Origin of the sequence: Pseudomonas sp. MPB03, assembly GCF_046605385.1 — a bacterium.
Lineage (GTDB): Bacteria > Pseudomonadota > Gammaproteobacteria > Pseudomonadales > Pseudomonadaceae > Aquipseudomonas > Aquipseudomonas zanjanensis.
In genome coordinates this window covers 410,531-435,729 of sequence record NZ_CP176770.1, presented here as the reverse complement: position 1 = coordinate 435,729, position 25,199 = coordinate 410,531, and the positions used below count along the sequence as shown (strand labels likewise).

Annotated in this window: 22 protein-coding genes, 1 tRNA gene and 1 pseudogene; 6 read left to right on the top strand and 18 right to left on the bottom strand. The window is 62.3% G+C overall.

The window, feature by feature from the left end:
* Positions 1 to 109: 109 nt before the first annotated feature.
* Complete coding sequence (locus tag ACLH0I_RS01895) at positions 110 to 1,183, bottom strand: fatty acid desaturase (RefSeq protein ID WP_411386141.1); 1,074 nt, start codon at positions 1,181 to 1,183, stop codon at positions 110 to 112.
* A gap of 100 nt (positions 1,184 to 1,283) precedes the next feature.
* Here ACLH0I_RS01895 and ACLH0I_RS01890 point away from each other — a divergent pair, with 100 nt between their 5' ends.
* Positions 1,284 to 2,288 (top strand): AraC family transcriptional regulator, encoded by a 1,005-nt coding sequence (locus tag ACLH0I_RS01890; RefSeq protein WP_411386140.1) that lies wholly within the window; start codon positions 1,284 to 1,286, stop codon positions 2,286 to 2,288.
* A 280-nt stretch (positions 2,289 to 2,568) separates the two neighbouring features.
* On the opposite strand, the gene ACLH0I_RS01885 is transcribed toward ACLH0I_RS01890, so the two are convergent.
* Positions 2,569 to 3,255 (bottom strand): Crp/Fnr family transcriptional regulator, encoded by a 687-nt coding sequence (locus tag ACLH0I_RS01885; protein ID WP_411386139.1) that lies wholly within the window; start codon positions 3,253 to 3,255, stop codon positions 2,569 to 2,571.
* An 87-nt stretch (positions 3,256 to 3,342) separates the two neighbouring features.
* On the opposite strand from ACLH0I_RS01885, the gene ACLH0I_RS01880 reads away from it, so the two are divergent.
* The gene (locus ACLH0I_RS01880; protein ID WP_411386138.1) at positions 3,343 to 3,867 is read left to right on the top strand and encodes a DUF962 domain-containing protein; all 525 of its coding nucleotides are present in this window, start codon (positions 3,343 to 3,345) and stop codon (positions 3,865 to 3,867) included.
* Positions 3,868 to 4,083: 216 nt separating this feature from the next.
* On the opposite strand, the gene ACLH0I_RS01875 is transcribed toward ACLH0I_RS01880, so the two are convergent.
* The 5 genes from ACLH0I_RS01875 to oscA form a co-directional block, all read right to left on the bottom strand.
* The gene (locus ACLH0I_RS01875) at positions 4,084 to 5,073 is read right to left on the bottom strand and encodes a sulfate/molybdate ABC transporter ATP-binding protein (RefSeq protein WP_411386137.1); all 990 of its coding nucleotides are present in this window, start codon (positions 5,071 to 5,073) and stop codon (positions 4,084 to 4,086) included.
* 3 nt (positions 5,074 to 5,076) lie between these two features.
* Positions 5,077 to 5,946, bottom strand: coding sequence for a sulfate ABC transporter permease subunit CysW (cysW, locus tag ACLH0I_RS01870; RefSeq protein ID WP_024618577.1), 870 nt, complete (start codon positions 5,944 to 5,946; stop codon positions 5,077 to 5,079).
* 13 nt (positions 5,947 to 5,959) lie between these two features.
* Entirely contained in the window at positions 5,960 to 6,778 is an 819-nt protein-coding gene (cysT, locus tag ACLH0I_RS01865) for a sulfate ABC transporter permease subunit CysT (RefSeq protein ID WP_013692011.1), read from the bottom strand.
* Positions 6,779 to 6,926: 148 nt separating this feature from the next.
* The gene (locus ACLH0I_RS01860) at positions 6,927 to 7,940 is read right to left on the bottom strand and encodes a sulfate ABC transporter substrate-binding protein (RefSeq protein ID WP_411386136.1); all 1,014 of its coding nucleotides are present in this window, start codon (positions 7,938 to 7,940) and stop codon (positions 6,927 to 6,929) included.
* Positions 7,941 to 8,075: 135 nt separating this feature from the next.
* Positions 8,076 to 8,258: a sulfur starvation response protein OscA gene (gene oscA / locus ACLH0I_RS01855; RefSeq protein WP_003186967.1), complete on the bottom strand. Its 183-nt coding sequence runs from the start codon at positions 8,256 to 8,258 to the stop codon at positions 8,076 to 8,078.
* A gap of 488 nt (positions 8,259 to 8,746) precedes the next feature.
* Between oscA and ACLH0I_RS01850 the strand changes: the two genes are divergently transcribed.
* The gene (locus tag ACLH0I_RS01850; RefSeq protein WP_411386135.1) at positions 8,747 to 9,130 is read left to right on the top strand and encodes a DUF6124 family protein; all 384 of its coding nucleotides are present in this window, start codon (positions 8,747 to 8,749) and stop codon (positions 9,128 to 9,130) included.
* 367 nt (positions 9,131 to 9,497) lie between these two features.
* On the opposite strand, the gene dibA is transcribed toward ACLH0I_RS01850, so the two are convergent.
* A complete protein-coding gene (gene dibA / locus ACLH0I_RS01845; RefSeq protein ID WP_411386134.1) occupies positions 9,498 to 11,405 on the bottom strand; it encodes a phosphodiesterase DibA in 1,908 nt (635 codons plus the stop codon).
* 145 nt (positions 11,406 to 11,550) lie between these two features.
* On the opposite strand from dibA, the gene desA reads away from it, so the two are divergent.
* Both desA and ACLH0I_RS01835 read left to right on the top strand, forming a co-directional pair.
* Complete coding sequence (gene desA / locus ACLH0I_RS01840; protein WP_411386133.1) at positions 11,551 to 12,735, top strand: delta-9 fatty acid desaturase DesA; 1,185 nt, start codon at positions 11,551 to 11,553, stop codon at positions 12,733 to 12,735.
* Positions 12,736 to 13,059: 324 nt separating this feature from the next.
* A complete protein-coding gene (locus tag ACLH0I_RS01835; protein WP_250965990.1) occupies positions 13,060 to 14,049 on the top strand; it encodes a GGDEF domain-containing protein in 990 nt (329 codons plus the stop codon).
* A 362-nt stretch (positions 14,050 to 14,411) separates the two neighbouring features.
* Here ACLH0I_RS01835 and ACLH0I_RS01830 read toward each other — a convergent pair whose 3' ends face one another.
* From ACLH0I_RS01830 to gabD, 3 genes are all read right to left on the bottom strand, one after another.
* Positions 14,412 to 15,626: an HDOD domain-containing protein gene (locus ACLH0I_RS01830; RefSeq protein ID WP_411386132.1), complete on the bottom strand. Its 1,215-nt coding sequence runs from the start codon at positions 15,624 to 15,626 to the stop codon at positions 14,412 to 14,414.
* Positions 15,627 to 15,759: 133 nt separating this feature from the next.
* The gene (gabT, locus tag ACLH0I_RS01825) at positions 15,760 to 17,037 is read right to left on the bottom strand and encodes a 4-aminobutyrate--2-oxoglutarate transaminase (RefSeq protein ID WP_411386131.1); all 1,278 of its coding nucleotides are present in this window, start codon (positions 17,035 to 17,037) and stop codon (positions 15,760 to 15,762) included.
* Positions 17,038 to 17,207: 170 nt separating this feature from the next.
* Positions 17,208 to 18,650, bottom strand: a complete 1,443-nt coding sequence (gabD, locus tag ACLH0I_RS01820) for an NADP-dependent succinate-semialdehyde dehydrogenase (RefSeq protein ID WP_003196484.1) — start codon at positions 18,648 to 18,650, stop codon at positions 17,208 to 17,210.
* A 349-nt stretch (positions 18,651 to 18,999) separates the two neighbouring features.
* On the opposite strand from gabD, the gene ACLH0I_RS01815 reads away from it, so the two are divergent.
* A tRNA-Arg gene (locus tag ACLH0I_RS01815) sits at positions 19,000 to 19,076 on the top strand.
* 275 nt (positions 19,077 to 19,351) lie between these two features.
* Here ACLH0I_RS01815 and ACLH0I_RS01810 read toward each other — a convergent pair.
* From ACLH0I_RS01810 to ACLH0I_RS01780, 7 genes and pseudogenes are all read right to left on the bottom strand, one after another.
* A complete protein-coding gene (locus ACLH0I_RS01810; protein WP_411386130.1) occupies positions 19,352 to 19,969 on the bottom strand; it encodes a hypothetical protein in 618 nt (205 codons plus the stop codon).
* Positions 19,966 to 20,538, bottom strand: coding sequence for an RNA polymerase sigma factor (locus tag ACLH0I_RS01805; RefSeq protein ID WP_250965495.1), 573 nt, complete (start codon positions 20,536 to 20,538; stop codon positions 19,966 to 19,968). Before ACLH0I_RS01805 ends, ACLH0I_RS01810 begins: the two co-directional genes overlap by 4 nt.
* Positions 20,539 to 20,713: 175 nt before the next feature.
* A complete protein-coding gene (locus ACLH0I_RS01800) occupies positions 20,714 to 22,390 on the bottom strand; it encodes a vWA domain-containing protein (RefSeq protein ID WP_411386129.1) in 1,677 nt (558 codons plus the stop codon).
* Between the two features lie 176 nt (positions 22,391 to 22,566).
* Positions 22,567 to 22,824 (bottom strand): annotated as a pseudogene (locus ACLH0I_RS01795) (hypothetical protein); the annotation flags it as partial.
* Between the two features lie 46 nt (positions 22,825 to 22,870).
* Positions 22,871 to 24,184 carry an MFS transporter gene (locus tag ACLH0I_RS01790; RefSeq protein WP_411386128.1) on the bottom strand — a complete coding sequence of 438 codons (1,314 nt, stop codon included), beginning with the start codon at positions 24,182 to 24,184 and terminating at the stop codon, positions 22,871 to 22,873.
* A gap of 38 nt (positions 24,185 to 24,222) precedes the next feature.
* The gene (locus ACLH0I_RS01785; RefSeq protein WP_250965499.1) at positions 24,223 to 24,396 is read right to left on the bottom strand and encodes a hypothetical protein; all 174 of its coding nucleotides are present in this window, start codon (positions 24,394 to 24,396) and stop codon (positions 24,223 to 24,225) included.
* Positions 24,397 to 24,540: 144 nt separating this feature from the next.
* Complete coding sequence (locus tag ACLH0I_RS01780) at positions 24,541 to 25,101, bottom strand: YbhB/YbcL family Raf kinase inhibitor-like protein (RefSeq protein ID WP_250965500.1); 561 nt, start codon at positions 25,099 to 25,101, stop codon at positions 24,541 to 24,543.
* Between the last annotated feature and the right edge of the window lie 98 nt (positions 25,102 to 25,199).

The following is a 25,199-nucleotide window of genomic DNA, read 5'->3' as shown; positions in this document are numbered from 1 at the left end:
GCTTGCTCCCGCTGGGCTGCGCAGCAGCCCCAAAATCTTGCGGTCGCTACGCAACCGAGCGGGAGCAAGCTCCCTCGCCACGGGTTTATCGTCGCTCATAAGGGAGCGATCAGGCCTGAACCGCCTCCGTCTCTTCCCTCGCAACACCTTCCTCGCCAGCAAACCGATTCGCCCGCCCGAACGTACCAAAGTCATTGAACCGCACGCCCATCTCGCGCATCACCTTATGGGCCACCGGCACCGTCAGTTGGCGAATGTAGAACGGCTCCCTCACCACGAAATGATGAATGCCATGGCTGCTGCCGAAGTTGAAGCAGAACGCCTGCAACGGCCACAACCACCACGGGTTGAGTACCTGGGTTTGCTGGATGACATTGCCCGGCTCGATGTCGCCGTAGTAGTGCATGTTCGAGCTGACGAAATGCAGGCAAAAGGTGCGCAACACGTTCGGCCCGATGATCACCACCGCCGCGATGTCGATCACCTGCATCGTTGCCAGCGTGCTTGCCGACCAGTCAATTGAAGCGCCCATCAGGCTGGCGACGCCGTTGACCCCGTGGAAACCGAGGAACACATACCAAGCGCCCCAGTGCAGTAGCGCCAGCGGAAAATAAACTTTCAGCGTGCGCTTGAGAATGCTGCGCTTGTGCGCCCAGGTCCGGGCCCGCAGCAGGCGGATGAAGGCCGACATCACGTTGTCGCCGACCATCAGCAACCGCGCCAGCCCCCAGGGTTCGCCGTTGGTAATGGCCCGCTCTTCCATGTCAGCCTCGCTGCCGGACACCTTGTGATGGTTGAGGTGCAGGTGGCGGCGGATCCACGGGTTGATGGTGCTCGGCCGCGCCAGCCACACCAGGCCCATCATCAAGTTGTGGGGCAGGCGCTGCTTGCGAAAATACATGCTGTGGATCAGGTCGTGTTCCAGCTCGTGGGTCAGGGACGCGAAAAACGCGTTGAGCAACAGGCACGCCCAGCCAGCCAGGTCACCATTGAGGTAGAGCAGCGCCGAACCGATCATCCCCGCCAGGGCGAACGCCAGGATGCCCGCACCCAGCGCATCCTGATGACGCAGGATCGGATAGCGCTGACGCAATTCCTCACCCCGGGCCAGGACCACCTGGCGAATATGGGCCGCTCGTTGTTGTGCATTCAATCGCTCGGGGCTTGCGCAAGTGCCGTGCATGGCTTACATCCTCTGTTAGAGATGTGCTCATCCTGCCGGGCGTTGTCCCACGGGGTGGTAGCCGTAAACGCCAACCTGTTGACCGCAAGCGCCAATCGTCATGACGGAACCGACTTCCCTCGCCAGCTGGACCCGCGCCCTGCGCAAACAGCTCGATGCGCTGGGCCTGGACAGCCATGCCTTGTGCGTCGAGGCCGGCCTCGACCCGCAATGGATGGACGACCCGAACGCCCGCTACCCGCTCTCGGCCACCACGCGCCTGTGGGCATTGGCGGTGCAGGCCAGCGGCGACCCGGCCATCGGCCTGCGGGTGTCGCGCTTCGTCAGCCCCACCACGTTCCACGCATTGGGCTATGCCCTGGTGGCCAGTGGCAGCCTGAGGGAAGTGTTCGAGCGGATCGTGCGTTATCACCCCGTGGTCAGCGATGCCCTGGCCCTGCAATTGAGCCGTGGCGAAGACCGCTACCGCTTCAGCCTCGATGTGCCCCCGGGCCGGCCGGCGCCGGCGTTTGAAGCCATCGATGCGTTCGCGGCGATTTACGTGCGCACCTGCCGCAACCGTCTCGGCCGCGATTACGCACCGCTGGCGGTGTACCTGCGGCGTCCGGAACCGACCGACCCCAGCCCGTGGCACAAGGTGTTCCGCTCGCCAGTGCATTTTGGCGCCGCCCAGGATTGCCTGGAGTTCAACCTCAGCGACTTCGACAGCCACCTGGACGACGCCAACCCGGAACTGGCCGAACACAACGAAACCGTGCTCGAACGCACCCTCGCCCAGCTCCAGCCACTGACCTGGGAGCGCAAGGTTCGCGCGGCCATCGAGGCGCAACTGCCCGAAGGCGAGCCCAGCGCCGAACGCATCGCCCAGGCCATGCACTTGAGCCTGCGCAGCCTGCAACGGCACCTGGCCGACGAAGGCTGCCGCTTCGACGCACTGCTCAACGAATGCCGGGAAAACCTTGCATTGCTGCACCTGCGCGATCCGCAATGCTCGCTGAGCGAAGTCAGTTACCTGCTGGGCTTTGCCGACGCCAGCAGCTTCAGCCGCGCCTTCAAACGCTGGACCGGCATGACGCCGGGGCAGTTCCGGGATGGGTTGCGCTAGGGATTTGCAGTGCCTGGGCTGGCCCTATCGCGAGCAAGCTCGCTCCCACATTGGAAGCGGTGTGACCGCAATAGCTGCGACAACACCTAACCCCTGTGGGAGCGAGCTTGCTCGCGATGACTTTCGCCCAGACAACCCAAGCCCGTGGCGAGGGAGCTTGCTCCCGCTCGACTGCGCAGCAGTCGCAAAACCGGCCTATGCGATCCGCCTGTAGATTGCTGGGGCCTGCTGCGCAGGCCAGCGGGAGCAAGCTCCCTCGCCACGGATGCCGCGTCGGCTTTTAGATTGTGGTCAGGGCTCGCAACCGTTCAATGTCGACGATTTCGATCTCGCCGTAGCCCAGGTGAAGAATGCCCTGGGCCTGCAGGTCCTTGAGGATCTGGTTGGTGGTCTGGCGTGACAGCGAGAGCATCAGCGCCAGTTGTTCCTGAGGCAGTTGCAGGACCCGCCGGGCCGGTTCGGTTTCGCCGTAGCCTTCGGCGATCATCAGCAGGCGATGGGCCAAGCGGGCCGGGGCCGGCATCAGGCTCAGGTGTTCGAGGTTGATGAACGCCAGGCGCAGTTTGTGGCTCATCAACAAGGCGAGATGCCGCCAGTGGATCGGTTGCTCCTGCAGGAAAGCCAACAACGGCGCCTGGGGCACGTGCAGCAGCACGCCTTGACCCACCACGACCGCATCATGGGTCCGTGGCTGGCCATCGAACAGGCAGATTTCACCGAACCAGTGAGGCGCTTCCACCACGCTCAGCAACGCCTCCTTGCCCTGTTCGTTCACCGCACCGACGCGCACCGCGCCTTCCAGCACGGCATACAGCCCGCAGGGTGGATCGCCGCGCTGGAACAGCCGATGGCCCGGCGGCAGATGGCGCACCCGCGCCATGCCCAGCAGACTATTCTGTAACTCAGCAGGCAGATGGCTGTACCAGTGGCCGGCCATCAGGTGTGAGTGCCAGGGATGGGAATTCATGGAAACTCCGGGACAAGTGTCGGCTAACTGACAGAACGCCTGGTGATACCCGGGCATCATGCAGGCATCACCTCAGGAGGAACAACAATGAAAAGCCTCGTCGATCATCTCAGTCAATACGCCGCGTATCATCGCGATCCGCGCAACATCGCCAGCCACTTCATCGGCATCCCGCTGATCTTCGTCGCCGTCGCCGTGCTGCTGTCACGGCCCGGCTGGCCAGTGGGCACAGTGCTGGTGTCGCCGGCGCTGCTGGTGGCGGTGGCCAGTGCCTGGTTCTACCTGCGCCTGGAACTGCGCCTAGGCGTGCTGATGACCGTGCTGCTGGGTCTCGCCGTCTGGCTGGGCCAGGTCCTTGCCGCGCAAAGCACCTCGGTGTGGCTGGGCAGTGGCCTGGGCATGTTCGTGGTGGGCTGGGTGATCCAGTTCGTCGGCCACTATTACGAAGGCCGCAAGCCGGCGTTCGTCGACGACCTCACCGGGCTGATTGTCGGGCCGCTGTTTGTGGTGGTGGAAGCCGGCTTCCTGCTGGGGCTTCGCGGCGAACTGAAGCACGCCATCGAAGAGCGCGCCGGGCCGGTGGCATTGCGCAACCAGCGTTCGGCCGCCTGAAAGCTACACCACGCAGGTAGCGGTTAGGCTACCTCTGTGGGAGCGAGCTTGCTCGCGATTGCGCTCGGCCAGTCACCGATGTGTCGACTGCTCCACCGCCATCGCGAGCAAGCTCGCTCCCACAATGGCTCTCCATATGCACACCAATATTGTGTTCACTAAAGTTCTACTGTGGGAGCGAGCCTGCTCGCGATGCTTTTGCTTGTTCTTTTGCTCTTAGAGGTTGGCGATTTTCTGCCAGACCTTCGGCTTGAAGAACAGCGTCTCGCCCTTCGCCAGCCCCACCAGGCTGTCATGGTCCTTCACCACTTCCGCCTCGATCAGCTCGCTCTGGCCTTCCACCTTCAGGGTCACCCGAGTGGTAGCGCCGAGCGGACGGATGTCGCGTACTTCGGCGGCGTGGTGGTCTTCCAGTTCCGAGCGCGACAGCGAGACTTCGTGCGGGCGGAACAGCACATGCCGGTCCTCTCCCAGGTGCAGGCGGTTCGAGTCGCCGAGGAAGTGATACACAAAGTCGCTGGCCGGGTTTTCGTAGACATCCCCCGGCGAGCCGATCTGCTCGATCACGCCCTTGTTCATCACCACGATGCGGTCGGCGACTTCCATGGCTTCTTCCTGGTCGTGGGTCACGAACACCGAAGTCAGGTTGATGTCCTCGTGCAACCGCGCCAGCCAGCGGCGCAGTTCCTTGCGGACCTTGGCGTCGAGGGCGCCAAACGGTTCGTCCAGCAGCAGCACCTTGGGTTCCACCGCCAAGGCGCGGGCCAAGGCGATACGCTGGCGCTGGCCGCCGGACAACTGCTCCGGGTAGCGGTCGGCGAGCCAGTCCAATTGCACCATGTTCAGCAGTTCATGGACCTTGGTCGCGATCTGGCTTTCGTTCGGACGCTGGCCCTTGGGCTTCATGCGCAGGCCGAAAGCAACGTTGTCGAACACCGTCATGTGGCGGAACAAGGCGTAGTGCTGGAACACGAAACCGACGTTGCGATCACGCACGTCGTGGCCGGAGACATCCTCGCCGTGGAACACAATGTTGCCTTGGTCCGGGGTCTCGAGGCCGGCGATGATCCGCAGCAAGGTGGTCTTGCCGCAACCGGATGGCCCGAGCAGCGCTACCAGCTCACCGCTCTGGATGTCCAGGCTGATGTCGTCCAGGGCCCGGAAGGCGTTGAAATTCTTGCTGACGTTACGGACTTCGATCGACATGACTTATTCCTCCGCGGCGCTGGCGCGCAGGCGGTTGATTCGGTTTTCGCTCCACTGCTTGAGCAGCAGGATGAAGAGCGCCAGGATCAGCAACAGGCTCGCCACAGCGAACGCGGCCACGTGGTTGTATTCGTTGTAGAGGATCTCGACGTGCAGCGGCAGGGTGTTGGTCACCCCGCGAATGTGCCCGGACACCACCGACACCGCGCCGAACTCACCCATGGCCCGGGCGGTACACAGCACCACGCCATAAATCAGGCCCCACTTGATGTTCGGCACGGTGACATGCCAGAACATCTGCCAGCCATTGGCGCCCAGCAGGCGCGCGGCCTCTTCTTCCTGGGTGCCTTGTTCCTGCATCAGCGGGATCAGCTCACGGGCCACGAACGGCACGGTGACGAAGATCGTCGCCAGCACAATGCCCGGCAGCGCAAACACGATCTGGATGTCGTGATCCGACAGCCACGGCCCGAACAGGCCCTGGGCGCCGAACATCAGCACATAGACAAGACCGGCGATCACTGGCGACACCGAGAACGGCAGGTCGATCAGCGTCACCAGCATGCTTTTGCCACGGAATGAGTATTTGCTTACGCACCACGCGGCACTGACGCCGAACACCAGGTTCAGCGGCACCGAGATCAGCACGGCAATCACGGTGAGCTTCAATGCCGACAGCGCGTCGGGTTCGAAGATCGCGGTAAAAAACGCCCCCAGCCCGAGTTTCAGGCCCTGGGAAACGACGATGAACAGTGGCAACAGCAAGAACAGCGCAAAAATCAGCCAGCCGAGGCCGATCAAGACCCGCCGCGACGTCGCACTGCCACGACGGGCAGCGTTGGTGGAGGCTGCGGAAATAGACGATTGGGACATGGTTCGCGCCTCCTTATGGGGTTTCGATGCGCCGCTGCAGCAGGTTGATCAGCAGCAACAGGACGAAGGAAACCACCAGCATCAGCACGCCGATGGAAGTGGCGCCGGTGTAGTCGTATTGGTCGAGCTTGACCATGATCAGCAGCGGCAGGATCTCGGTTTTCATCGGCATGTTGCCGGCGATGAAAATCACCGAACCGTACTCGCCCACGCCACGGGCAAAAGCCAGGGCGAAGCCGGTCAACCAGGCCGGCAACAACGCCGGCACGAGGATGTGGCGGAATACCTGCCACGGTTTCGCACCGAGGCAGGCGGCGGCTTCTTCGACTTCACGGGGAATATCGGCCAACACCGGCTGCACCGTGCGCACCACGAACGGCAGCGTCACGAAGGTCAGCGCCAGGGTGATGCCCAGCGGGGTATAGGCGATCTTGAAACCCAGGTCAGTGGCGAATTGGCCGACCAGGCCGGTCGGCGCGTACAACGCCGTCAGCGCGATACCGGCCACGGCGGTGGGCAGGGCGAACGGCAGGTCGATCATTGCGTCGATGATCTTGCGGCCGGGGAAGGTGTAGCGCACCAGCACCCAAGCCAGCAGCGTACCGATCACGCCGTTGATGATCGCGGCGTACAGGGCGGTGCCGAAACTGAGCTTCAAGGCTGCCAGCACCCGGGGCGCCGAGATGATCGCCCAGAATTGTTCCCAGGTGAGTTGAGCGGCATGCACGAACATCGCCGCCAGGGGGATGAGCACAATCAGGCTGAGGTACACCAGAGTGTAGCCCAGCGTCAGCCCGAAGCCGGGTATGACGGGGGATATGCGACGCGACATAAAGGTCCTTGGTTGAGAGCTCGCAGGGTGCGGAACCTGTGGGAGCGAGCTTGCTCGCGAAAGCGGTGTATCAGGCAACAGGGTTATTGACTGTGCCACCGCCTTCGCGAGCAAGCTCGCTCCCACATGAATTGCGCACTATTTCAGCTTACTGCGCCTGATAGATCTGGTCGAACACGCCGCCATCGTTGAAGAATTTCGGCTGGGCAGTTTTCCAGCCGCCGAAGTCCTTGTCGATGGTCACCAGCTCCACCTTTGGAAATTGCCGGGCGTACTTGGCGGCCACATCCTTGTCACGCGGGCGATAGTAGTTTTTCGCGGCGATTTCCTGGCCGGCCGGACTATAGAGGTGCTTGAGGTACGCTTCGGCGATCTCGGCATTGCCCTTCTTCTCGGCGTTCTTGTCCACCACCGCCACCGGCGGTTCGGCGAGGATCGACAGCGACGGCACGACGATGTCGAATTTTTCGGCGCCACCGTCTTCTTTCAGCGCCAGGAAGGCTTCGTTTTCCCAGGCCAGCAACACGTCGCCCTGACCGTTGTTGACGAAAGTAATGGTCGAGCCACGAGCGCCGGTGTCGAGGATCGGCACGTGCTTGAACAGCGCCTGCACGTATTCCTTGGCCTTGGCTTCGTCACCCCCATTGGCCTTCAGACCATAGGCCCAGGCGGCGAGGAAGTTCCAGCGAGCGCCGCCGGAGGTCTTCGGGTTCGGGGTGATGACCGACACGTCGTTCTTGATCAGGTCATCCCAATCCTTGATGCCCTTGGGGTTGCCCTTGCGCACCAGGAACACGATGGTCGAGGTGTAGGGCGTGCTGGCGTCCGGCAGGCGGGTTTGCCAGTCCGCCGGCAGGGACTTGCCCAGCTTGGCGATTTCATCGATGTCGCCGGCCAGGGCCAGGGTCACCACGTCGGCGCGCAGACCATCGATCACCGCCCGGCCTTGCTTGCCCGAGCCACCATGGGACTGCTGGATCTTCACGCTGTCGTCCGGGTGCGCCTTCTTCCAGAAATTGACGAATTCGGCGTTGTAATCCTGGTACAGCTCGCGCGTCGGGTCGTAGGACACGTTGAGCAACTCGTAATCCTTGGCAACGGCGGAACCTGCAAAAACAGCACTGGCCAGTGCGGCCAGGGCATAACGACGAATGGGCGACATGGTGAAAGCTCCTGGAATTCTGGTTTTCTTATGACTTCTGGAAATTCGTTTGGCTTTTAGTAAGAGATCGCAGCCTTCGGCAGCTCCTACACCTAGCCCCCGTAGGAGCTGCCGAAGGCTGCGATCTTTTGGCTTTCAAGACGGCTTATGACTGGGTTGCTGCAAGCGGAATTTTTCCTTGCGTTCGATCTGCACCACCTGGGCGTTATGCACAGTGATTTCCACTGCCCCAAAACGCAGGTCGCGCAACGCGCTCTGGATCTCGCGCAAGATGGTTGCTTCGTCCTGGCCGTCAACGCTACGTAGAGATGCGCTCATGCTGCTGCTCCTTTGAATGAATGCCTGGCAGTGGGCGGCACTGCTTGCGGCGTGGGAGCAATACTAGATAAGTGCAGATATTCTTAAAAAGACTATTTAAGAATTTTTATATAACCAAAATTACAGAAAGTAGCCAACGTCCTACGGCAGGAGTGATTGGGGGCTTTTTCCCCGCCCATTCCTCGGAGATTTCCTTCAAGACGTAGGGCTGTGCATGAACTAGGCACCCTGGTTTTGCAGCGCTAACCTTGGTTCGTCATCGCAAAAAACGGTGACACGGACGTGCAAGTCCGGGTAAAACACCAACCCTTAATGCTTCTAGCCATTCGTGGCGCGTTCGCGCCCGTGTTTTATGGCGGCTGTGTTCGGGAGATCTTCGGATCTGCCGAGTTTTGGGTATGGTTGCTCGGTCTTGCACACTCGCACACAGCTGCCACCCTTCATTGCGTGCAAGCGATCCAGGGCGGTTCTCTATAGGAAACCTACCCATGTTCAAACCTACGCCGAATCCACCGCAAAACGGCCACAAATCCCGCGTCCAAGCACAGGAAGAAAAAAAGCTCGATGACGCCGCCACCCGCGCCCTCGACTACTACCTCAAGCCCAAGCCCGCCTCACCGCCCGAACCCGACAAAAACCAACTCTTCATCGTGTCCCCCCACATCGACACCGAAACCCTGCTCGCCAACGCCTCCGAAGACCTGCTCTCCATCAGCACCATCGCCGCCGACCTGGCTGACGACGTGGATGACTCACGCCGCTGCGTCGCCTTGGCAATCAGCCGGATGGCCGATGGGGTGCAGTCGCTGGTTGAGCGGGCGTTGGATCATTTGGAAACCAAGGAGGCGGTGGCGCCTGGGGCCAAGGGGTAGCGCTTTGCTCTGATGCAAGCTGAGCCGACGCCATCGCGAGCAAGCTCGCTCCCACAGGTAATGCCGTTCACTTAAGAAAAATGATGACCCTGTGGCGAGGGAGCTTGCTCCCGCTCGGCTGCGAAGCAGTCGTAAACCGGCGGGTGCGGTGTGTCTGATACGCCGCAATTGGCAGGTTTTGGGGCCGCTTCGCGGCCCAGCGGGAGCAAGCTCCCTCGCCACGGGTTTATCGATTGCCTTGAGTGAACAGCATTGCGCTCCCACAGGGTCCTGCGTCGAACCAAATCTCAAATTCAACGCCCATCCATTGTGGGAGCGAGCTTGCTCGCGATGGCGGTGGGTCAACCAACATCAATACCACTGGCGATCAAGCAATAACCGGCGCCCGCTCCCAATCCAACTGCGCCGCCGCGACGGGCCGGCCGAACCAGTAGCCCTGCCCCAGCTCACACGCCAGCCCAAGCAAAAACGCCGCTTGCTCACGCTGCTCGATTCCTTCGGCGTGCACTTGCATCCCCATGCTATGGGCCAAGGCAATGATCACCCGGACGATCGCGGCGTCATCCTCATCCCACGGCAACCCCGCGACGAAACCCTGATCAATCTTGAGCTTCTGCACCGGCAAACGCTTGAGCCGCAGCAGCGACGAATAGCCCGTGCCGAAATCGTCGATGGCCAGCCGCACGCCCAACTCCCGCAGGCGATGCATCTGCTCCAGCGCCACCTCCGGGTCTTCCATCACCGCGCTTTCCGTCACTTCCAGCTCCAGACACGCCGGATCCAGGCCCGTGTCGTGCAATACCTGGGCGACCTGGTCATACAACTCACGACGAGCAAACAACCGACTCGAGACGTTGACGGCGATGAACGACAGCGCCACACCCGCCTGTTGCCACCGGCACATCTGCCGACAGGCCTGGTCCATGACCCAGGCGTCGATCTGGGCAATCAGCCCGGTACGCTCGGCGATGGGAATGAACTCAGCCGGCGACACCAGCCCCCGCGTCGGATGCTCCCAACGCACCAGCGCCTCGACACCGATCAAACGGCTGCTCGCCAGGTCGTGTACCGGTTGGTAATGAACACGCAACTCTTGCTGTTGCAGCGCACGACGCAGTTCGAAGGCAATTTCGACCCGTTGCTGGGCGTGGGCGGTGAGCTCTTCGGTGTACAGGGCGTAGCCGTCGCGCCCGGCGCTCTTGGCCTTGAACAGCGCCGAGTCGGCGTTGCGCAGCAATTGCCCGGCGCTGAGGGCATCACCGGGGAACAGGCTGATACCGATGCTGGCGTTGATAAACAAGGACTGGTCGCCGAGCTGCACCGGCTCTTTCAGTGCATCGAGGATACGCCGGGCCAAGGCCGCCGCCTGACCTGGCTGCGAGCAGTTTTCCGCGAGCACCGCGAACTCGTCACCGCCTAGTCGCGCCAGGGTTATACCCGGTGCAAACAGCCCGAGAAAACGCTCGGCCACGCCTTTGAGCAACTCGTCACCGACGTTGTGCCCAAGGCTGTCGTTGATGTTCTTGAAATGATCCAGATCCAGCAGCAGAAGCGCACATCCGCGCTTGTGAAGCTGCGCCGAAGCCACGGCTTGCTCCGCGCGATCAGAAAACAGCAGCCGGTTTGGCAGGCCTGTCAGCGGGTCGTGATGGGCCAGGTGCGCCAGCTCATGCTCCGAATCCTTGATGGCGCTGATGTCCGAAAATACCGCGACATAATGACTGACCTGGTCGTTATCGTCGTGAATGACACGAATCGTCTGCCATTGCGGATAGATCTCACCACTTTTACGTCGGTTCCAGATCTCACCGCTCCACTCGCCCTGGCTGGTCAGGGCGGCAAACATGTCGCGATAGAACTCCGGCCCATGGCGACCGGACTTGAACAGATTGGGGCGCTGGCCCAGTACTTCGTCCCGGGCATAACCGGTGATCGCCATGAACGCCCGGTTCACATGCACGATCAAGCCATTGCGGTCCGTCACCAACACCCCTTCGCGGGTGCAATCGAAGACGGCCGCGGCCTGGCGCAGGCGCTCGCGATCGACGCCGTGCTCACCCTTGGCGAAAAACCGCGAGATCCGTGCCCGGGCCAGGAAGATCAGCCCGGCGCTGAGCAGCACCCAGGCATAACCATTGATCAGCAGCCAACGCTGCCTGTCAGCGAATTGATCGAAGAAACTGCTCAATAAATAACCAATCAGCTGCAGCCAGGTGACTGACAGCACGAGGTAAAGCAGCGCTACGCGCACGGCACTGCGTTGATAGGCAGGCATTCGGCCATCCATGTCCCTACAAAGTGATGGGATTATAGAGGAAGAAACATTCAGCCACTCTTATCTGAAAGGCCGACTGGTTTTATCTGTGGGGCTGGTGATAATGCAACGGCGGTTTCTATCTTTATCGAGGGCCCTACAGCCTATGTGGTACGAAGGTTTTCTTGGCTTGTCGGCCTGGTCACTGGTGGCAGTCACCCTGCTGATGACCCACGTCACAATCATTGCCGTCACGGTCTACCTGCACCGTTATTCGGCGCATCGCTCCCTGGAGCTCAACGCCGGTCTCAAACATTTCTTCCGCTTCTGGCTGTGGTTGACCACGGCGCAGAACACCCGCGAGTGGACCGCCATCCACCGCAAGCACCACGCCAAATGCGAAACCGAGGATGACCCCCACAGCCCGGTCATCAAGGGTTTGTCCACGGTGTTGCGCAAAGGCGCCGAGCTGTACCGCGCCGAGGCGGAAAACCCCGAGACCCTGCGCATCTACGGCAAGAACTGCCCCGACGACTGGATCGAGCGCAACCTCTACAGCCGCTTTCCGCTGCTGGGTGTGGCGATCATGGGCGTCATCGACCTGCTGCTGTTCGGCACCATCGGTATCACCATCTGGGCCATCCAGATGATGTGGATCCCCGTCTGGGCCGCCGGCGTGGTCAATGGCCTGGGCCATGCCGTGGGCTATCGCAACTTCGAATGCCGCGACGCGGCGACCAACCTGGTGCCCTGGGGCATCCTGATTGGCGGCGAAGAACTGCACAACAACCACCACACCTACCCCAACTCGGCCAAGCTGTCGGTGCGCAAATGGGAGTTCGACCTGGGCTGGGCCTGGATCAAGGTCTTCAGTTTCCTGCGCCTGGCCAAGGTCCAGCGCGTTGCGCCGATCGCCCACCGGGTCGAAGGCAAGGGCCACCTGGACATGGACACGGCCATGGCGATCCTCAACAACCGCTTCCAGATCATGGCGCAGTACCGCCGGCTGGTCATTGCGCCGCTGGTCAAGCAGGAACTGGAGAAGGTCGATCACTCGGTGCGTCACCAGTTCCACCGGGCCAAACGCCTGCTGTCGCGGGAGACCAGCCTGTTGGACGAACGTCACCATGTGCGCATCCAGAACATGCTCGAACACAGCCAGGCGCTGAAGGTGATCTACGAGAAACGCCTGGCCTTGCAGCAGATCTGGGTCAAGACCAGCAGCAACGGCCACGACATGCTCGCCGCCATCAAGGAATGGGTCAGCGAAGCCGAGGCCAGTGGCATCCAGTCCCTGCGCGACTTTGCCGATCAGCTCAAGACCTACTCGCTACGGCCTGCCACGGCCTGACCACCAAGGCGGTGAATATGGCTTCTTGTGGCGAGGGAGCTTGCTCCCGCTGGGCTGCGCAGCAGCCCTGAAACCTGCTGACTCGGTGCATCAGATCAATTGAATTGACCGTCTTGGGGCTGCTCCGCAGCCCAGCGGGAGCAAGCTCCCTCGCCACAGGTTCAACACTTGGTATCTGACTCGCTAAATCCCCCGCCCTTCGTCGCCTGAAAAGGAACTTCGTCCCAAATCCCCTATCTCAAAGAGCACTTCGCCATCCAGGCGGGCTTTGGAGAAAAGTGCGTGCGAACCCACAGCAGTGCACGCTCTTTGAGATTTGTGCCGATGGTCGACAAGAACCTGCAGGATTACTCCCTACCTCATTGGCCCGAGGCGGCCCAGACGCTCATGGCGCTGATGCATGCCCAGGGTGAAGTGGCGCGACTGAGCGAGCGCGAGCAACTGTTCAGCTCGCTGCTGGTCAGCGTCAATGCCGTGCTTTGGGCGTTCAACTGGGAAACCCGGCAAGTGCTGTATGTCAGCCCCGCCTATGAGCGCATCTTCGGCCGTCCCGCCGGCCTGGTCCTGGCGGACTACAACGAATGGCGCGACGCAATTTACCCCGACGACCTGGAGTACGCCGAACGCAGCCTGGCCGAGGTGCTGGTCAAGGGCGCCGTCGAAGACCGTGAATACCGCATCATCGCCGGCGACGGCCAGGTCCGCTGGCTGAGCGACAAGTGCTTCATCAACCGTCAGGCCGAGCCCGGGCAACCCGTGATCGTGGTCGGCATCGCCGAGGACATCACTGAAAAGAAGCTGCTGGAAAGTGAACTGCAGCGACTGGCGACCACCGATGTGCTGACCCAGAGCAGCAATCGCCGGCATTTCTTCGAATGCGCCCACCGTGAATTCGAGCAGGCGCGGCTACAAGGGACGCCCATGGCGTTCCTGTTGCTGGACATCGATGACTTCAAGGTAATCAACGACACCTACGGCCATCAGGAAGGCGATACCGTGTTGCAGAAGATCGCCGAAAGCGGCCGATCCGTGCTGCGGCGCGGTGACCTGTTCGGGCGGATTGGTGGCGAAGAGTTCGCGGCAGTGTTCCCCGGCTGCCCCCCCGACATGGCCTTGCAAGTAGCCGAGCGCTTGCAACGGGAAATCCAGCGGCTGATGTTCCGCTGCGGCGAGCAGACCTTCGGCATTACCGTCAGCCAGGGGCTCACCGCCATTACTCCCGAGGACCAGTCCCTCGACAGCCTGTTCGCCCGCGCCGACGCGGCCATGTACGAAGCCAAGCGCAAGGGGAAGAACCGCATCATCGCGGCTTGACGCCAATCGCAGCTCAATTGAATCCAGCCATGCCACAGACCCTGTGGGAGCGAGCTTGCTCGCGATGAGGGTCTGACATTCAATGACGGGGCGGCAGTAGGCTGCCATCGCGAGCAAGCTCGCTCCCACAGTGGTTTCGGGATGGATGCCAAATTCCGACCATCGCCAAGCCCCTGTGGCGAGGGAGCTTGCTCCCGCTCGGCTGCGCAGCAGTCGTAAAATCAAACAACGCGCTCTGCCTGTCAGCATGCTGGGGGCCTGCTGCGCAGGCCAGCGGGAGCAAGCTCCCTCGCCACGGGTTCTGGGTTGTCTGGACTGGCGCCATCGCGAGCAAGCTCGCTCCCACAGGGTTAGGTGGTGGGCTATTTACGGCGCAACCGCATCAATTCCGGCAAGCCGATCTTCAGCAACCGCGCCGTGCGGCCACGGGCCAGTTCTTCAAGGCCTTCATGGGCGGGCAGATGCGCCATCTGCGCCGCCATGTTCATCACCAAGGCTTCACGGGAATAGACCCCGCCACCCAGGCCATAGACCGCCGCGATCAGCTCTCTGAGCTCCAACGGCAAACGCCAGCGGGCACGCAATGCCGAGCCGAAACTGGCGCCGAATTTTTCCAGCGAGTCGCCGACTTCCTCCGGCTCATCCAGCTCGCCACCGGCCTGTTTCCATTCCTCCAGGCAGCGCAATAACGCCAGGTCGCCCAGGCGATGCAATAACCCGGCGCAGTAACAGCGCTCCTGCTCCAGGTCCAGCAAGCGGGCCATCGTCCGGGCGTACTCGGCGGTGTGCAGCGACAGCTCCCAGTAACGCTCGGCATAGTCCGCCAGGCACGGAACGCTGAGCCGGGCGCAACGCTTGAGGGTCAGGCCGAGGATCAGGTTCATGCTTTGCCCGGTGCCGAGCTGGTGCAGCGCCTGGGCCACGGTCTGCACCGGACCGCCGCCCTGATGCTGGGCAGCGCTGTTGGCCGCGGCGATCAGCACCGCGGTGATCTGCGGGTCGGTGCGCAGTTCTTCTTCGAGCAGTTTCAGATCCAGGCCGCCGGGGTTGAGGCTGCGCTTGATCGCCACTTGCACATCGGTCATCAGGGGCGCGCCTTCGGACAGGTCACGCCGACGCTCCAGAAAGATGGGCAAAGTCAGTCCCGGCCCTGGAATCGGCGCGGCGTTGGAAGTGTCTTCACCACTCAGAAGCAACCCCAGCAAACGCTGGGCCAGGTTCTCCCGGTTCAAGGGCTTGGTCAGATAGGCCGTCGGCGCCAGTGGCAAGACCTCGCGCACGCTGGCGCTGTCGTTACGCTGGCTCACAAGGATGAACGGCAACGCCGGCGTACGATGCTGTTGGCGCAAGCCACGCAGAATGCTCAGGCCATCGACACCTGGCAGCTCCCAGTCGGCGATCACCAGGTCGTAAGGATGATGAGCCAACAGCTCAAGGGCCTGCCGCCCTTCGCCGCACGTGTCTATCCGGGCATCACAGCGCACACCTGACAACACCTGTTCAAGCAGCTCCCTGGACGCCGGATCGGCCTCGGCGATCAGCACACGCGGTACAGCGGGTAAATCCACAGCAGTCATGCCGCATCGCTCCCTTGCAATACATGCACCTTAGACAATAACCGCCGTTCCAGACAGCTCGAAACGCCAGGGAGCGGATGCCGGATATGAAAAAACCCGCCGAAGCGGGTTTTTTGTGGGGCAGCGCACAGGCTCAGAGTTCGGAGAAGCACTCTTCGATAATCGCCAGGCCCTTGTCCAGTTGCTCGTCCGGCGAGGTCAGCGGCACCAGCACCCGCAGCACGTTGCCATAAGTGCCGCAGGACAGCAGGATCAGGCCCTTGTCCCGCGCCTTGGCCACCACCTGGGCCACCGCCGCGGCGTTCGGCTTGTGGGTGTCGCCGTTTTCGAACAGTTCCACGGCGATCATCGCGCCCAGGGCACGCACTTCACCGATGACCGGGTACTTCTTCTGGATCGCCTTGAGACCAGTCACCAGGCGCTCCCCCACGGCCTTGCAACGATCCAGCAGGTGTTCTTCTTCGAACACGTCCATTACCGCCAGCGCCGCCGCACAGGCGATCGGGCTACCGGCATAGGTGCCGCCCAGGCCACCCGGTGCGATGGCGTCCATGTACTCGGCCTTGCCGCACACACCGGCCAACGGGAAGCCACCGGCGATGGATTTGGCGAAGGTGGTCAGGTCGGCGGCAACGCCCATCTGTTCCATCGCGAAGAACGTGCCGGTACGGCCGGCACCGGTCTGCACTTCGTCAGCGATGAGCAGGATGCCGTGCTGGTCGCACAAGGCGCGCAGGCGCTGCATGAATGCTTTTGGCGCCACATAGAAACCACCCTCGCCCTGGACCGGCTCGATGATGATGGCGGCGATGTCACGGGGCTCGGCGTCGTTCTTGAAGATGCGCTCGATGCTGGCGATGGAATCATCGATGCTCACACCGTGCAGTTCGTTCGGGTACAGGGCGCGGAAGATGCCACCGGGCATCAGGCCCATGCCGGCCGAGTACGGCACGACTTTACCGGTCAGGCCCAGGGTCATCATGGTGCGACCGTGGTAAGCGCCGGTGAACGCGATCACGCCGGCGCGGCCGGTGGCGGCACGGGCGATTTTCACGGCGTTTTCCACCGCTTCCGAACCGGTGGTCACCAACAGGGTTTTCTTGGCGAAATCACCCGGGACCTTGGCGTTGATTTTTTCGCACAGTTCCACGTACGGCTCATAGGCCAGGACCTGGAAGCAGGTGTGGGTCAGCTTGTTCAGCTGTGCGGTCACGGCGGCGATGATTTTCGGGTGCACGTGGCCGGTGTTCAGCACGGCGATACCGCCGGCGAAGTCGATGAACTCACGACCTTCAACGTCGGTCACCGTGGCGTTCTTCGCCGATTCGGCAAAGATCGGGTGAATCTGGCCGACGCCACGGGGAACAGCGGCGATACGGCGGGCCATCAAGTCAGCGTTAGTCTTGCTCATTACAGTCCTCATTCGCAGCTCAGGGCGGCGTGGATCAAGGAATAACATGGCGGGGAGGCAACTGCGACAGCATGCGATGATCGACTGCCGCAGCGTTCCGGCCACAAGAAACAGAACGGGTGAAACGCGCAAAGGGACAGCGCTCTCGTGCCCCTTGCGCTTGAAGCAGATCAGATACCCAGGCAGAGGTATTTGATTTCCAGGTAATCCTCGATGCCGTATTTGGAACCCTCACGGCCCAGGCCCGAAGCCTTGATGCCGCCAAACGGCGCGACTTCGTTGGAAATCAACCCGGTATTGACGCCGACCATGCCATATTCCAGGGCCTCGGCCACACGGAACACACGGCCCAGGTCGCGGGCATAGAAGTACGAGGCCAGGCCGAACTCGGTGTCGTTGGACATCGCGATCACTTCGGCTTCGTCTTTGAAGCGGAACAGCGGCGCCAGCGGGCCGAAGGTTTCTTCCTTCGCCACGGCGGCATTTTTCGGTACGTTGGTCAGGATGGTCGGCTCGAAGAAGTTGCCTTCCATCGCCTTGCCGCCCGACAGCACGGTCGCGCCTTTGCTGACGGCATCGGCGATGTGTTCCTGCACCTTGGCGACTGCCTTGCCGTCGATCAACGGACCGGTGGTGGTGCCATCGTCCAGGCCGTTGCCGATCTTGAGCTTGGCCACCGCCACCTTGAGTTTTTCAGCGAACGCGTCGTACACCGAATCCTGGATGTACAGGCGGTTGGCGCAGACGCAGGTCTGGCCGTTGTTGCGGTACTTGGAAATGATCGCGCCTTCGACGGCCTTATCCAGGTCCGCGTCGTCGAACACGATGAACGGCGCGTTGCCGCCCAGTTCCAGGGAGACTTTCTTGATGTCCTTGGCACATTCGGCCATCAGTTGGCGACCGATCTCGGTCGAACCGGTGAAGGACAGCTTGCGCACGATCGGGTTGCTGGTCAGCTCGCCGCCGATGTCGCCGGCGCTGCCGGTGACCACGCTCAGCACGCCTTGCGGGATGCCGGCACGGTGCGCCAGTTCCACCAGGGCCAGGGCCGAGAACGGCGTTTGCGAAGCCGGCTTGATGACCATGGTGCAACCGGCAGCCAGGGCCGGGCCAGCCTTGCGGGTGATCATCGCGGCCGGGAAGTTCCACGGGGTAATGGCTGCGGTCACGCCGATTGGCTGCTTGATCACGATCAGGCGCTTGTCGGGCTGGTGGCCGGGAATCACGTCACCGTAGATGCGCTTGGCTTCTTCGGCGAACCATTCGATGAACGAGGCGGCATAGACGATTTCGCCCTTGGCTTCGGCCAGCGGCTTGCCTTGTTCGAGGGTCATCAGGCGACCAAGGTCGTCCTGGTTTTCAATCAGCAATTCATACCAGCGGCGCAGCTTGTTGGCGCGCTCCTTGGCAGTCAGCGCACGCCAGGCCGGCAGCGCCTTGTCGGCGGCTTCGATCGCGCGACGGGTTTCGGCGGCGCCCATCTTCGGCACTGTGCCCAGTACTTCGCCCGTCGCCGGGTTGGTGACCTTGATCGTCTGACCATTGTCCGCATCGACCCAAGCGCCATCGATAAAGGCTTGCTGGCGGAACAACTGGGTGTCTTTAAGCTGCATGTCGGCTTTCCTTAACAGCACCGCGCGCACGCGGAGCGAATTAGAGTTGTAGAAAGGCGCCTCGGGGGCTGCCGTCAGGGAAATCATTCACCGGGCTGAAGCACAGAAATAACGCACATAAGCACAGACGTGCGGTTCAGCACCCAGACAAGAGCGTTTGAAATCTCAAACGAATCCTAGGGCCGATAGGGGTGAAGGACAATAGGCTGTTCGAAAAAAAGAACGAAAAAGCCGAATTTGCCCGCTTTTTCTGATCAGCGTAGCCAACACCCGGCGAACTGCCCAAAAACGCAGGCGATTCAGCAGCATGGACGCCTGCCACGCATATGAGTATCATGGCGCCCGCGCTGCACCAGTAGCTCAGCTGGATAGAGTACTGCCCTCCGAAGGCAGGGGTCGTGGGTTCGAATCCCGCCTGGTGCACCATATCGAAAAAGCTAGACCTGTCCCGGACAGTCTACGAGTCTCTCCAAAAAACCCGCCCTGTGCGGGTTTTCTTGTTTTTGCTGCCTTGTGGCGAGGGAGCTTGCTCCCGCTCGGCCTGTAGGAGCTGCCGAGCGAAGCGAGGCTGCGATCTTTCCCCTGGCGCTTGAATCTCAAGCGAAAGATCAAAAGATCGTCCGAACGCGGCCCGAGCCTTCGGCAGCTCCTGCAGCGCAGCCCAGCGGGAGCAAGCTCCCTCGCCACGGACGTTGCCAACTTCAAGGCTTGCGCAACGCCTCCAACCGCGCCGGCAAGTCTTCCTTGGGAAAACGTTTGTGCAGCGCCAGCAGTTTTTCATCTGCAGCCTTGGTATCCCCCGCCTGCCGCAAACGCAGGATTTCCAGCAAGCCTTGCTCCAGCGACGGCAATGCAGCCGGCGCGGATTTGCTCATTTTCGCCGCTGGCTTTTCCGCCAAGGACTGCATCGGGCTGGCCGGGGCTCGGGCCAGTTCGCCCTGGGGCGCCATGCGGGTGATCGGTGCGGGGGCGGGCATGGCCGGCGGCGGTGCCGCGGCAACGGCGGGCGCTTGCCAATCGGCGGAAAACTCCATCGAGGCAGGTGAGGCCAGCTCGTCGTGGGGCACGGGTGAACGCAGCACCAGGCCGATCATCAGTGCCACACCGGCGACCGTGGCGAATGCCATCTGCCAGCGCGGCTGTTGGCACATCTGCAGCCAGCGTTGCCACAGGGTGGGCGCAGGCGCGGGGGCTTCGCGACGGGCGGTGGCGAGGATGAAGGCGTCCAGGGAGGCCGGCGGCTCGCCGCTGGCGTGTTGGCGGAAATGCTCGACAAGCCTTTCGTCGTCGAGGTCCGGGGTGTGTTTGGGGTCGATCATGCGGGTACCTCCTCGGCCAGCAGTCGCTGCAGTTTCTGCTGGGCGTAACGCAAGCGGCTCTTGACCGTTTCCAGCGGGGCACCGGTCAGGGCGGCAATCTGTGGCAGCTCCAGGTCGCCGTGCAGGCGCAGCAGGAAGACTTCGCGCTGGTCTTCGGGCAAGGCCTGCAACGCGGCGTCGAGACGCGCCTGGTCGCGACTCAGGCTCAGCTGTTGCTCGGGGCCGCAGGTGTCGTCGGGCTGGACGTGCAGTTGCTCGTCGTAGCTGTCGTGCAACGGGTTGTGAACGCCATGCTTGCGCCAGTGGTCGATCAAGCGGTTGCGGGCGATCTGGAACAACCAGGTCCGAAAACTCGCCCGGCCTTGTGGTTGGGTGGTGCTGCGGATCAGGCTGAGCCAAGTGTCCTGGAACACTTCCTCGGCCAGTTCGGCCTTGTTGCTCAAGGACACGAGAAAGCGATAAAGCCCTTGTCGATGGCGGGCGTACAGGACTTCGAAAGAAGCCCCGTCGCCGCTGCGGTAGCGGGCCAGCAGCGATTCGTCGCTGGGAGGATCAAGCGCAGCGGGCATGTGGGGGGCGAACTCCTTTGCGGTCATTGCAACACAGTCCTGGCAGACAACATGGGAACCCTGTGGGAGCGAGCTTGCTCGCGATGGCGTCGGATCAGTCAATGATAATGGTGATCGGTCCGCCGCTATCGCGAGCAAGCTCGCTCCCACATTTTGGCTCTCGTTGCGCTCGGGATCAGCGCTTGGCCGCAGGCTCAAGGCTCTGGGCCAGCTCCACCAACTGTACAAACTCGCCACGCAGCCCGAACGGATCGTCACCACGGGCCGAGCGCGCCAATTGCGCGGTGTCCTTCAAGGTCATCGTCCCAGTGTAGCGCCCATCCCCCTTGAGCTGTTGGGCAAAGGCGGCCACGGCGGCGGAGAAGCGCAGGTCATCGCTGGGCTTGCGGTCGTTCTGTACGCTGGCGATGGGATGCTCGATCAATCGGCTGCTGCCGCCCTCGGCCGGCTTGTAGCGTACGCGCAACATGGCCAATTCACCCGAGGTGCCCTCCGACTTAGGGGTACTGCCATAGCGCAACGGCTCCAACCAGCCCGGCGCGCCCTTCGGAACGATTTCATACAAGGCCGTCACTGTATGCCCGGCGCCGATCTCGCCCGCGTCGACCTTGTCATTGTTGAAGTCCTCACGCTTCAATGCGCGATTCTCATAGCCCAACAGGCGATATTCGCTGACCTGGGCGGGGTTGAATTCCACCTGCAACTTCACGTCCCGCGCCACCACCGCCAGGGTGGAACTGAGTTGGTCCACCAGGACCTTGCGCGCTTCGAGCAGGTTGTCGATGTAGGCGTAGTTGCCGTCACCGGCGTCGGCCAATTGTTCCATCAGGTGTTCGTTGTAGTTATCCACACCGAAGCCCAGCGTCGTCAGGGAGACCCCGCTTTTGCGCTGGTCCACCGCCATCTGCTTGAGGCTGTCGAAATCACTGACCCCGACGTTGAAGTCGCCATCGGTGGCCAGCAGGATGCGGTTGATGCCTTTGTCGATGAAGCTCTCCCGCGCCATCTGATAGGCCAGCTCGATACCCGAAGCGCCCGCCGTGGAACCACCGGCGTCGAGTTGATCAATGGCGTTGCGGATTGTCGCCTTGTCGCGACCCGAGGTGGGCTTGAGCACCACCCGGGATTCACCGGCATAAACCACCAGGGACACCCGGTCCTGGTCACGCAATTGGTCCACCAACAGTTTCAGCGTGCTCTTGACCAGCGGCAGGCCTTCGCGACGGTCCATGGAGCCGGAAACGTCCACCAGGAAGACCAGGTTGGCCGGCGCCAGGTCCGCCACGGCGCGGTCGCTGGCCTTGATGCCGATGCGCAGCAAGCGGGTGTGGGGGTTCCACGGTGACGGGGCCACTTCGGTGGTCACGCCAAAGGGTGAACCGTCGGTGGGCAGGGCGTAGCTATACGGAAAATAATTGACCATTTCCTCCAGCCGCACCGCACCTTCGGGTGGCAGGCTGCCTTGGTTGAGCAGACGTCGCACATTGGCATAGCTGCCGGTATCGACATCCACGCTGAAGGTCGAGACCGGCGTTTCGGCCACGCTGTGGATCGGGTTGTCCGGGAGCTTTTCGTACTGTTCACGCGGCTCGGCGCGATAACCCGCAGCGATGGCGTCGCCCGCCACGCTGGGGGCGGGCATCGCTGCCGGTTTCATGAGCATGCGCTTGACCGTCGACTGACGCACTTCGGCGATCTCGCCTTGCGGTACGACGCTGGGCGCCACGGACACCGGTTCGGATGGAATGGCCGTCTCCCGGGAGGAAGACAACCCACAACCGGCCAACGCCACCAGCAAAGTCACGGCGAAGCCTTGGGCAGCAGGACGCATAAAAAGAAGTGGACGGGACATGGGCTGAACCTCGTGAATGAATGATCCGTTCACAGCGTCAGACGCAGGGCACACGCGGTTCGGGTTAACGACCAAGAAATATTTTTCTCCAGCGCTGCAAAGACGGGGCTGACCACCTTGAACGTGGCCAGCCCGGTGCCGATCGGAGCAATCGCCGGCGCGCTACGCAGGCATTGCTAGCGGGACGGAATGCCCCGCAGGTCGTCGTCGATGAATCCGCTCAAATGACCGGTGTAATAGTCTTCGACATCGGAGTTGCCTCTGTTCGTCAGGGCGCCCGCTATGCCTCTCATGGCCTCAAGTTGGCCGACCGCCCCTCCCGGCATCAGCCCCTGGCGGGCCTGGGCAAAGTGCAACACCTCGACATCGGCCTTCTTCACCTTGACCTGATAATTGAAATCGACACTGGCCAGATACGTACCGTCGGCAACGATTCAAGCTGTCTGGTCTTGCAGAGTGCGGTCCGGTTGAAAATCCCGATTAGGCTTCACACGCCAATGACTGCTGCGCTGCCTTCCCCTGCCGCTTCGGAAAATACGCCGCCGCAGCCACGCCCACCGCGCCCATCACCACGCAATACCCCACGCACACCCACGGGCTCCACGGCACCAAGGCGATCAACATCAACGGGGTCATGCTCGCCCACAGGGCATAGGCGATGTTGTAGGTGAGCGAGATGCCGGACACGCGAATTTTCGGCGGAAACAGGCTGACCATCACCGACGGCACCGCGCCGACCACGCCACAACCCAGGCCGGCCACGGCGTAGGCCAGGCCCAGCCAGGCGCTGCCGCTGATCAGGCTGGCATAGAGCACGGCGATGCCCAGGGGCAGCAGCAGGCTGTAGAGCATGACGGTGCGCCAGGCGCCGATGCGGTCGACGATCAGGCCGGCGAGGACGCAGCCGATGTTCAGGAAGACGATGCCCAGGCTGCTCAGGGCGAAGGTGTGGCTGGGGGTCATGCCGAAGCTTTTTTGCATCACGGTCGGGGTGATGACCACGAACACCACCACGGCCGAGGTCAGCACGCAGGTCAGGATGGCGGCGGGCAGCAAGGCCTGGCGGTGGTCGCGCAGGACCGTGCGCAACGGCAGTTCCGCAGCGCCTTCGCGATTGGCTTGCAGGGCCACGAAGATCGGCGTTTCGCTCAACCAACGGCGCAACCAGACGCCGATCACACCGAAGACGCCCCCCAGCAGGAACGGCAGGCGCCAGGCGTAATCGAAAATCTCCGCCGGGGTGTAGATCCGCGCCAGCGCCGTTGCGGTCAAGGCGCCCAGCAGGTAGCCGAAGGTCAGGCCGGCCTGGAGGAAACCCAGGGCATAGCCGCGATGATGCAACGGCGCATGTTCGGCCACGAACACCCAGGCGCTGGGCACCTCGCCGCCCACCGCCGCGCCCTGCAAGATACGCAGCGCCAGCAACAGCAACGGAGCGAAATAACCGATTTGCGCGTAGGTCGGCATCACCCCGATGAGCAGGCACGGCAAGGCCATCATCAGGATGCTCAGGCTGAACACGCGCTTGCGCCCCAGGCGATCGGCAAAGTGCGCCATGAGAATGCCGCCCAGGGGCCGGGCCAGGTAACCGGTGGCGAAAATCCCGAAGCTTTGCAGCAAGCGCAGCCAATCGGGCGTTTCCGGCGGGAAGAACAACTGGCTAAGGGTCAGGGCGAAGAAGACGAAGATGATGAAATCGTAGATTTCCAGCGCGCCGCCCAAGGCGGCCAGGCCCAGGGTCTTGTAGTCGGAGCGGCTGAATCGATCACCGGTTAGAACAGTGGCGGCAGTCATAGGCAGATTTGAACAAGTCAGTTGAAAGAGGCGACGGCTCAGTCGTCGCGATCATTGTCCACCGGTTCAACTGGTGGCTGGCCTGGCTCGGCGTCATCGGCCTCGTCGACAGGCAGGAAATCCTTACGGCTCTGGGCGATGGCCCGGCGTATTTCGTCGCCCTTGGTGGGGCAGTTCAAGAGGCGGGCGATGCCGTCGGGTTTCTGCGTCATCGCCATCCTCCGGCATGAGTGAACAGGGGCTCGATAGTGCTCGTTTTTGGCGCGTGATGCCAATGTTGTGTCTGGGCCAGCGTCATGGGGGCTGCTTTGCAGCCCAGCGGGAGCAAGCTCCCTCGCCACGGGGGGTTGCGTTGTCTAGCGGTGGTAGCGGCGCACGACGCTGCTGTTGCGCAGGACGTGGCCTTTGATTTTTTCCATCAGTTGGGCCCGTGTGAGGCCGGCGGGCAAGGCTTCCGGCGGCAGGTCGAGGGCGAAGAGCTGGATCAGGTAATGGTGAGCGCTGTCGCCGATAGGCGGGCATGGGCCGATGTAGCCGTGGGTGTTCTTGCTGTTGATACCGCTCAGGCCTTCCAACGAGGACTTGGTTCCGGCGCCCGTCGGAATCTGCCGCGTGGAGGCCTTGATGCCGTAGTGGATCCAGTGGTCGACACCCTGGCCCCGTTGGCCGTCCGGGTCCAACATGACGATGGCGTAGCTGAGGGTGCCTGGCGGGCCGGCGTTCCAGCTCAGCGCCGGGGAAATGTTCTTGCCACCGCAGGTGTTGGCGTCACTGGCCTGCGCGGCAGTGAAGAGACGGTCGTCCGACACGCCGGGAATACTGAGGGTAAAACGCTCCTCGGCCTGGGCAGCCCCTTGTGCGCACAGCACCAGGGCGACGGCCGCCAGCCAAGGGGTGAGAATCTTCAATCGGGTCATACCGGGGCACCTTGTGCGTGTCAGGCCATGGACGGCTTGCGAACTATAGCCGCAGCTTCGCCAAGGGTGCAGTGACAATTGCGCTGAACCTCGTTCCG

Excerpts from the sequence above, each read along its gene's own strand:
- ACLH0I_RS01890 (WP_411386140.1), top strand. The coding sequence starts at position 1,284 with ATGACGGAACCGACTTCCCTCGCCAGCTGGACCCGCGCCCTGCGCAAA.
- cysT (WP_013692011.1), bottom strand. The coding sequence starts at position 6,778 with ATGTCGCGTCGCATATCCCCCGTCATACCCGGCTTCGGGCTGACGCTG.
- ACLH0I_RS01885 (WP_411386139.1), bottom strand. The coding sequence starts at position 3,255 with ATGAATTCCCATCCCTGGCACTCACACCTGATGGCCGGCCACTGGTAC.
- ACLH0I_RS01850 (WP_411386135.1), top strand. The coding sequence starts at position 8,747 with ATGTTCAAACCTACGCCGAATCCACCGCAAAACGGCCACAAATCCCGC.
- ACLH0I_RS01790 (WP_411386128.1), bottom strand. The coding sequence starts at position 24,184 with ATGACTGCCGCCACTGTTCTAACCGGTGATCGATTCAGCCGCTCCGAC.
- ACLH0I_RS01810 (WP_411386130.1), bottom strand. The coding sequence starts at position 19,969 with ATGATCGACCCCAAACACACCCCGGACCTCGACGACGAAAGGCTTGTC.
- ACLH0I_RS01785 (WP_250965499.1), bottom strand. The coding sequence starts at position 24,396 with ATGACGCAGAAACCCGACGGCATCGCCCGCCTCTTGAACTGCCCCACC.
- dibA (WP_411386134.1), bottom strand. The coding sequence starts at position 11,405 with ATGCCTGCCTATCAACGCAGTGCCGTGCGCGTAGCGCTGCTTTACCTC.
- gabD (WP_003196484.1), bottom strand. The coding sequence starts at position 18,650 with ATGCAGCTTAAAGACACCCAGTTGTTCCGCCAGCAAGCCTTTATCGAT.
- ACLH0I_RS01835 (WP_250965990.1), top strand. The coding sequence starts at position 13,060 with ATGGTCGACAAGAACCTGCAGGATTACTCCCTACCTCATTGGCCCGAG.
- ACLH0I_RS01800 (WP_411386129.1), bottom strand. The coding sequence starts at position 22,390 with ATGTCCCGTCCACTTCTTTTTATGCGTCCTGCTGCCCAAGGCTTCGCC.
- gabT (WP_411386131.1), bottom strand. The coding sequence starts at position 17,037 with ATGAGCAAGACTAACGCTGACTTGATGGCCCGCCGTATCGCCGCTGTT.
- ACLH0I_RS01780 (WP_250965500.1), bottom strand. The coding sequence starts at position 25,101 with ATGACCCGATTGAAGATTCTCACCCCTTGGCTGGCGGCCGTCGCCCTG.
- desA (WP_411386133.1), top strand. The coding sequence starts at position 11,551 with ATGTGGTACGAAGGTTTTCTTGGCTTGTCGGCCTGGTCACTGGTGGCA.
- ACLH0I_RS01875 (WP_411386137.1), bottom strand. The coding sequence starts at position 5,073 with ATGTCGATCGAAGTCCGTAACGTCAGCAAGAATTTCAACGCCTTCCGG.
- ACLH0I_RS01830 (WP_411386132.1), bottom strand. The coding sequence starts at position 15,626 with ATGACTGCTGTGGATTTACCCGCTGTACCGCGTGTGCTGATCGCCGAG.
- oscA (WP_003186967.1), bottom strand. The coding sequence starts at position 8,258 with ATGAGCGCATCTCTACGTAGCGTTGACGGCCAGGACGAAGCAACCATC.
- ACLH0I_RS01895 (WP_411386141.1), bottom strand. The coding sequence starts at position 1,183 with ATGCACGGCACTTGCGCAAGCCCCGAGCGATTGAATGCACAACAACGA.
- ACLH0I_RS01860 (WP_411386136.1), bottom strand. The coding sequence starts at position 7,940 with ATGTCGCCCATTCGTCGTTATGCCCTGGCCGCACTGGCCAGTGCTGTT.
- cysW (WP_024618577.1), bottom strand. The coding sequence starts at position 5,946 with ATGTCCCAATCGTCTATTTCCGCAGCCTCCACCAACGCTGCCCGTCGT.
- ACLH0I_RS01880 (WP_411386138.1), top strand. The coding sequence starts at position 3,343 with ATGAAAAGCCTCGTCGATCATCTCAGTCAATACGCCGCGTATCATCGC.
- ACLH0I_RS01805 (WP_250965495.1), bottom strand. The coding sequence starts at position 20,538 with ATGCCCGCTGCGCTTGATCCTCCCAGCGACGAATCGCTGCTGGCCCGC.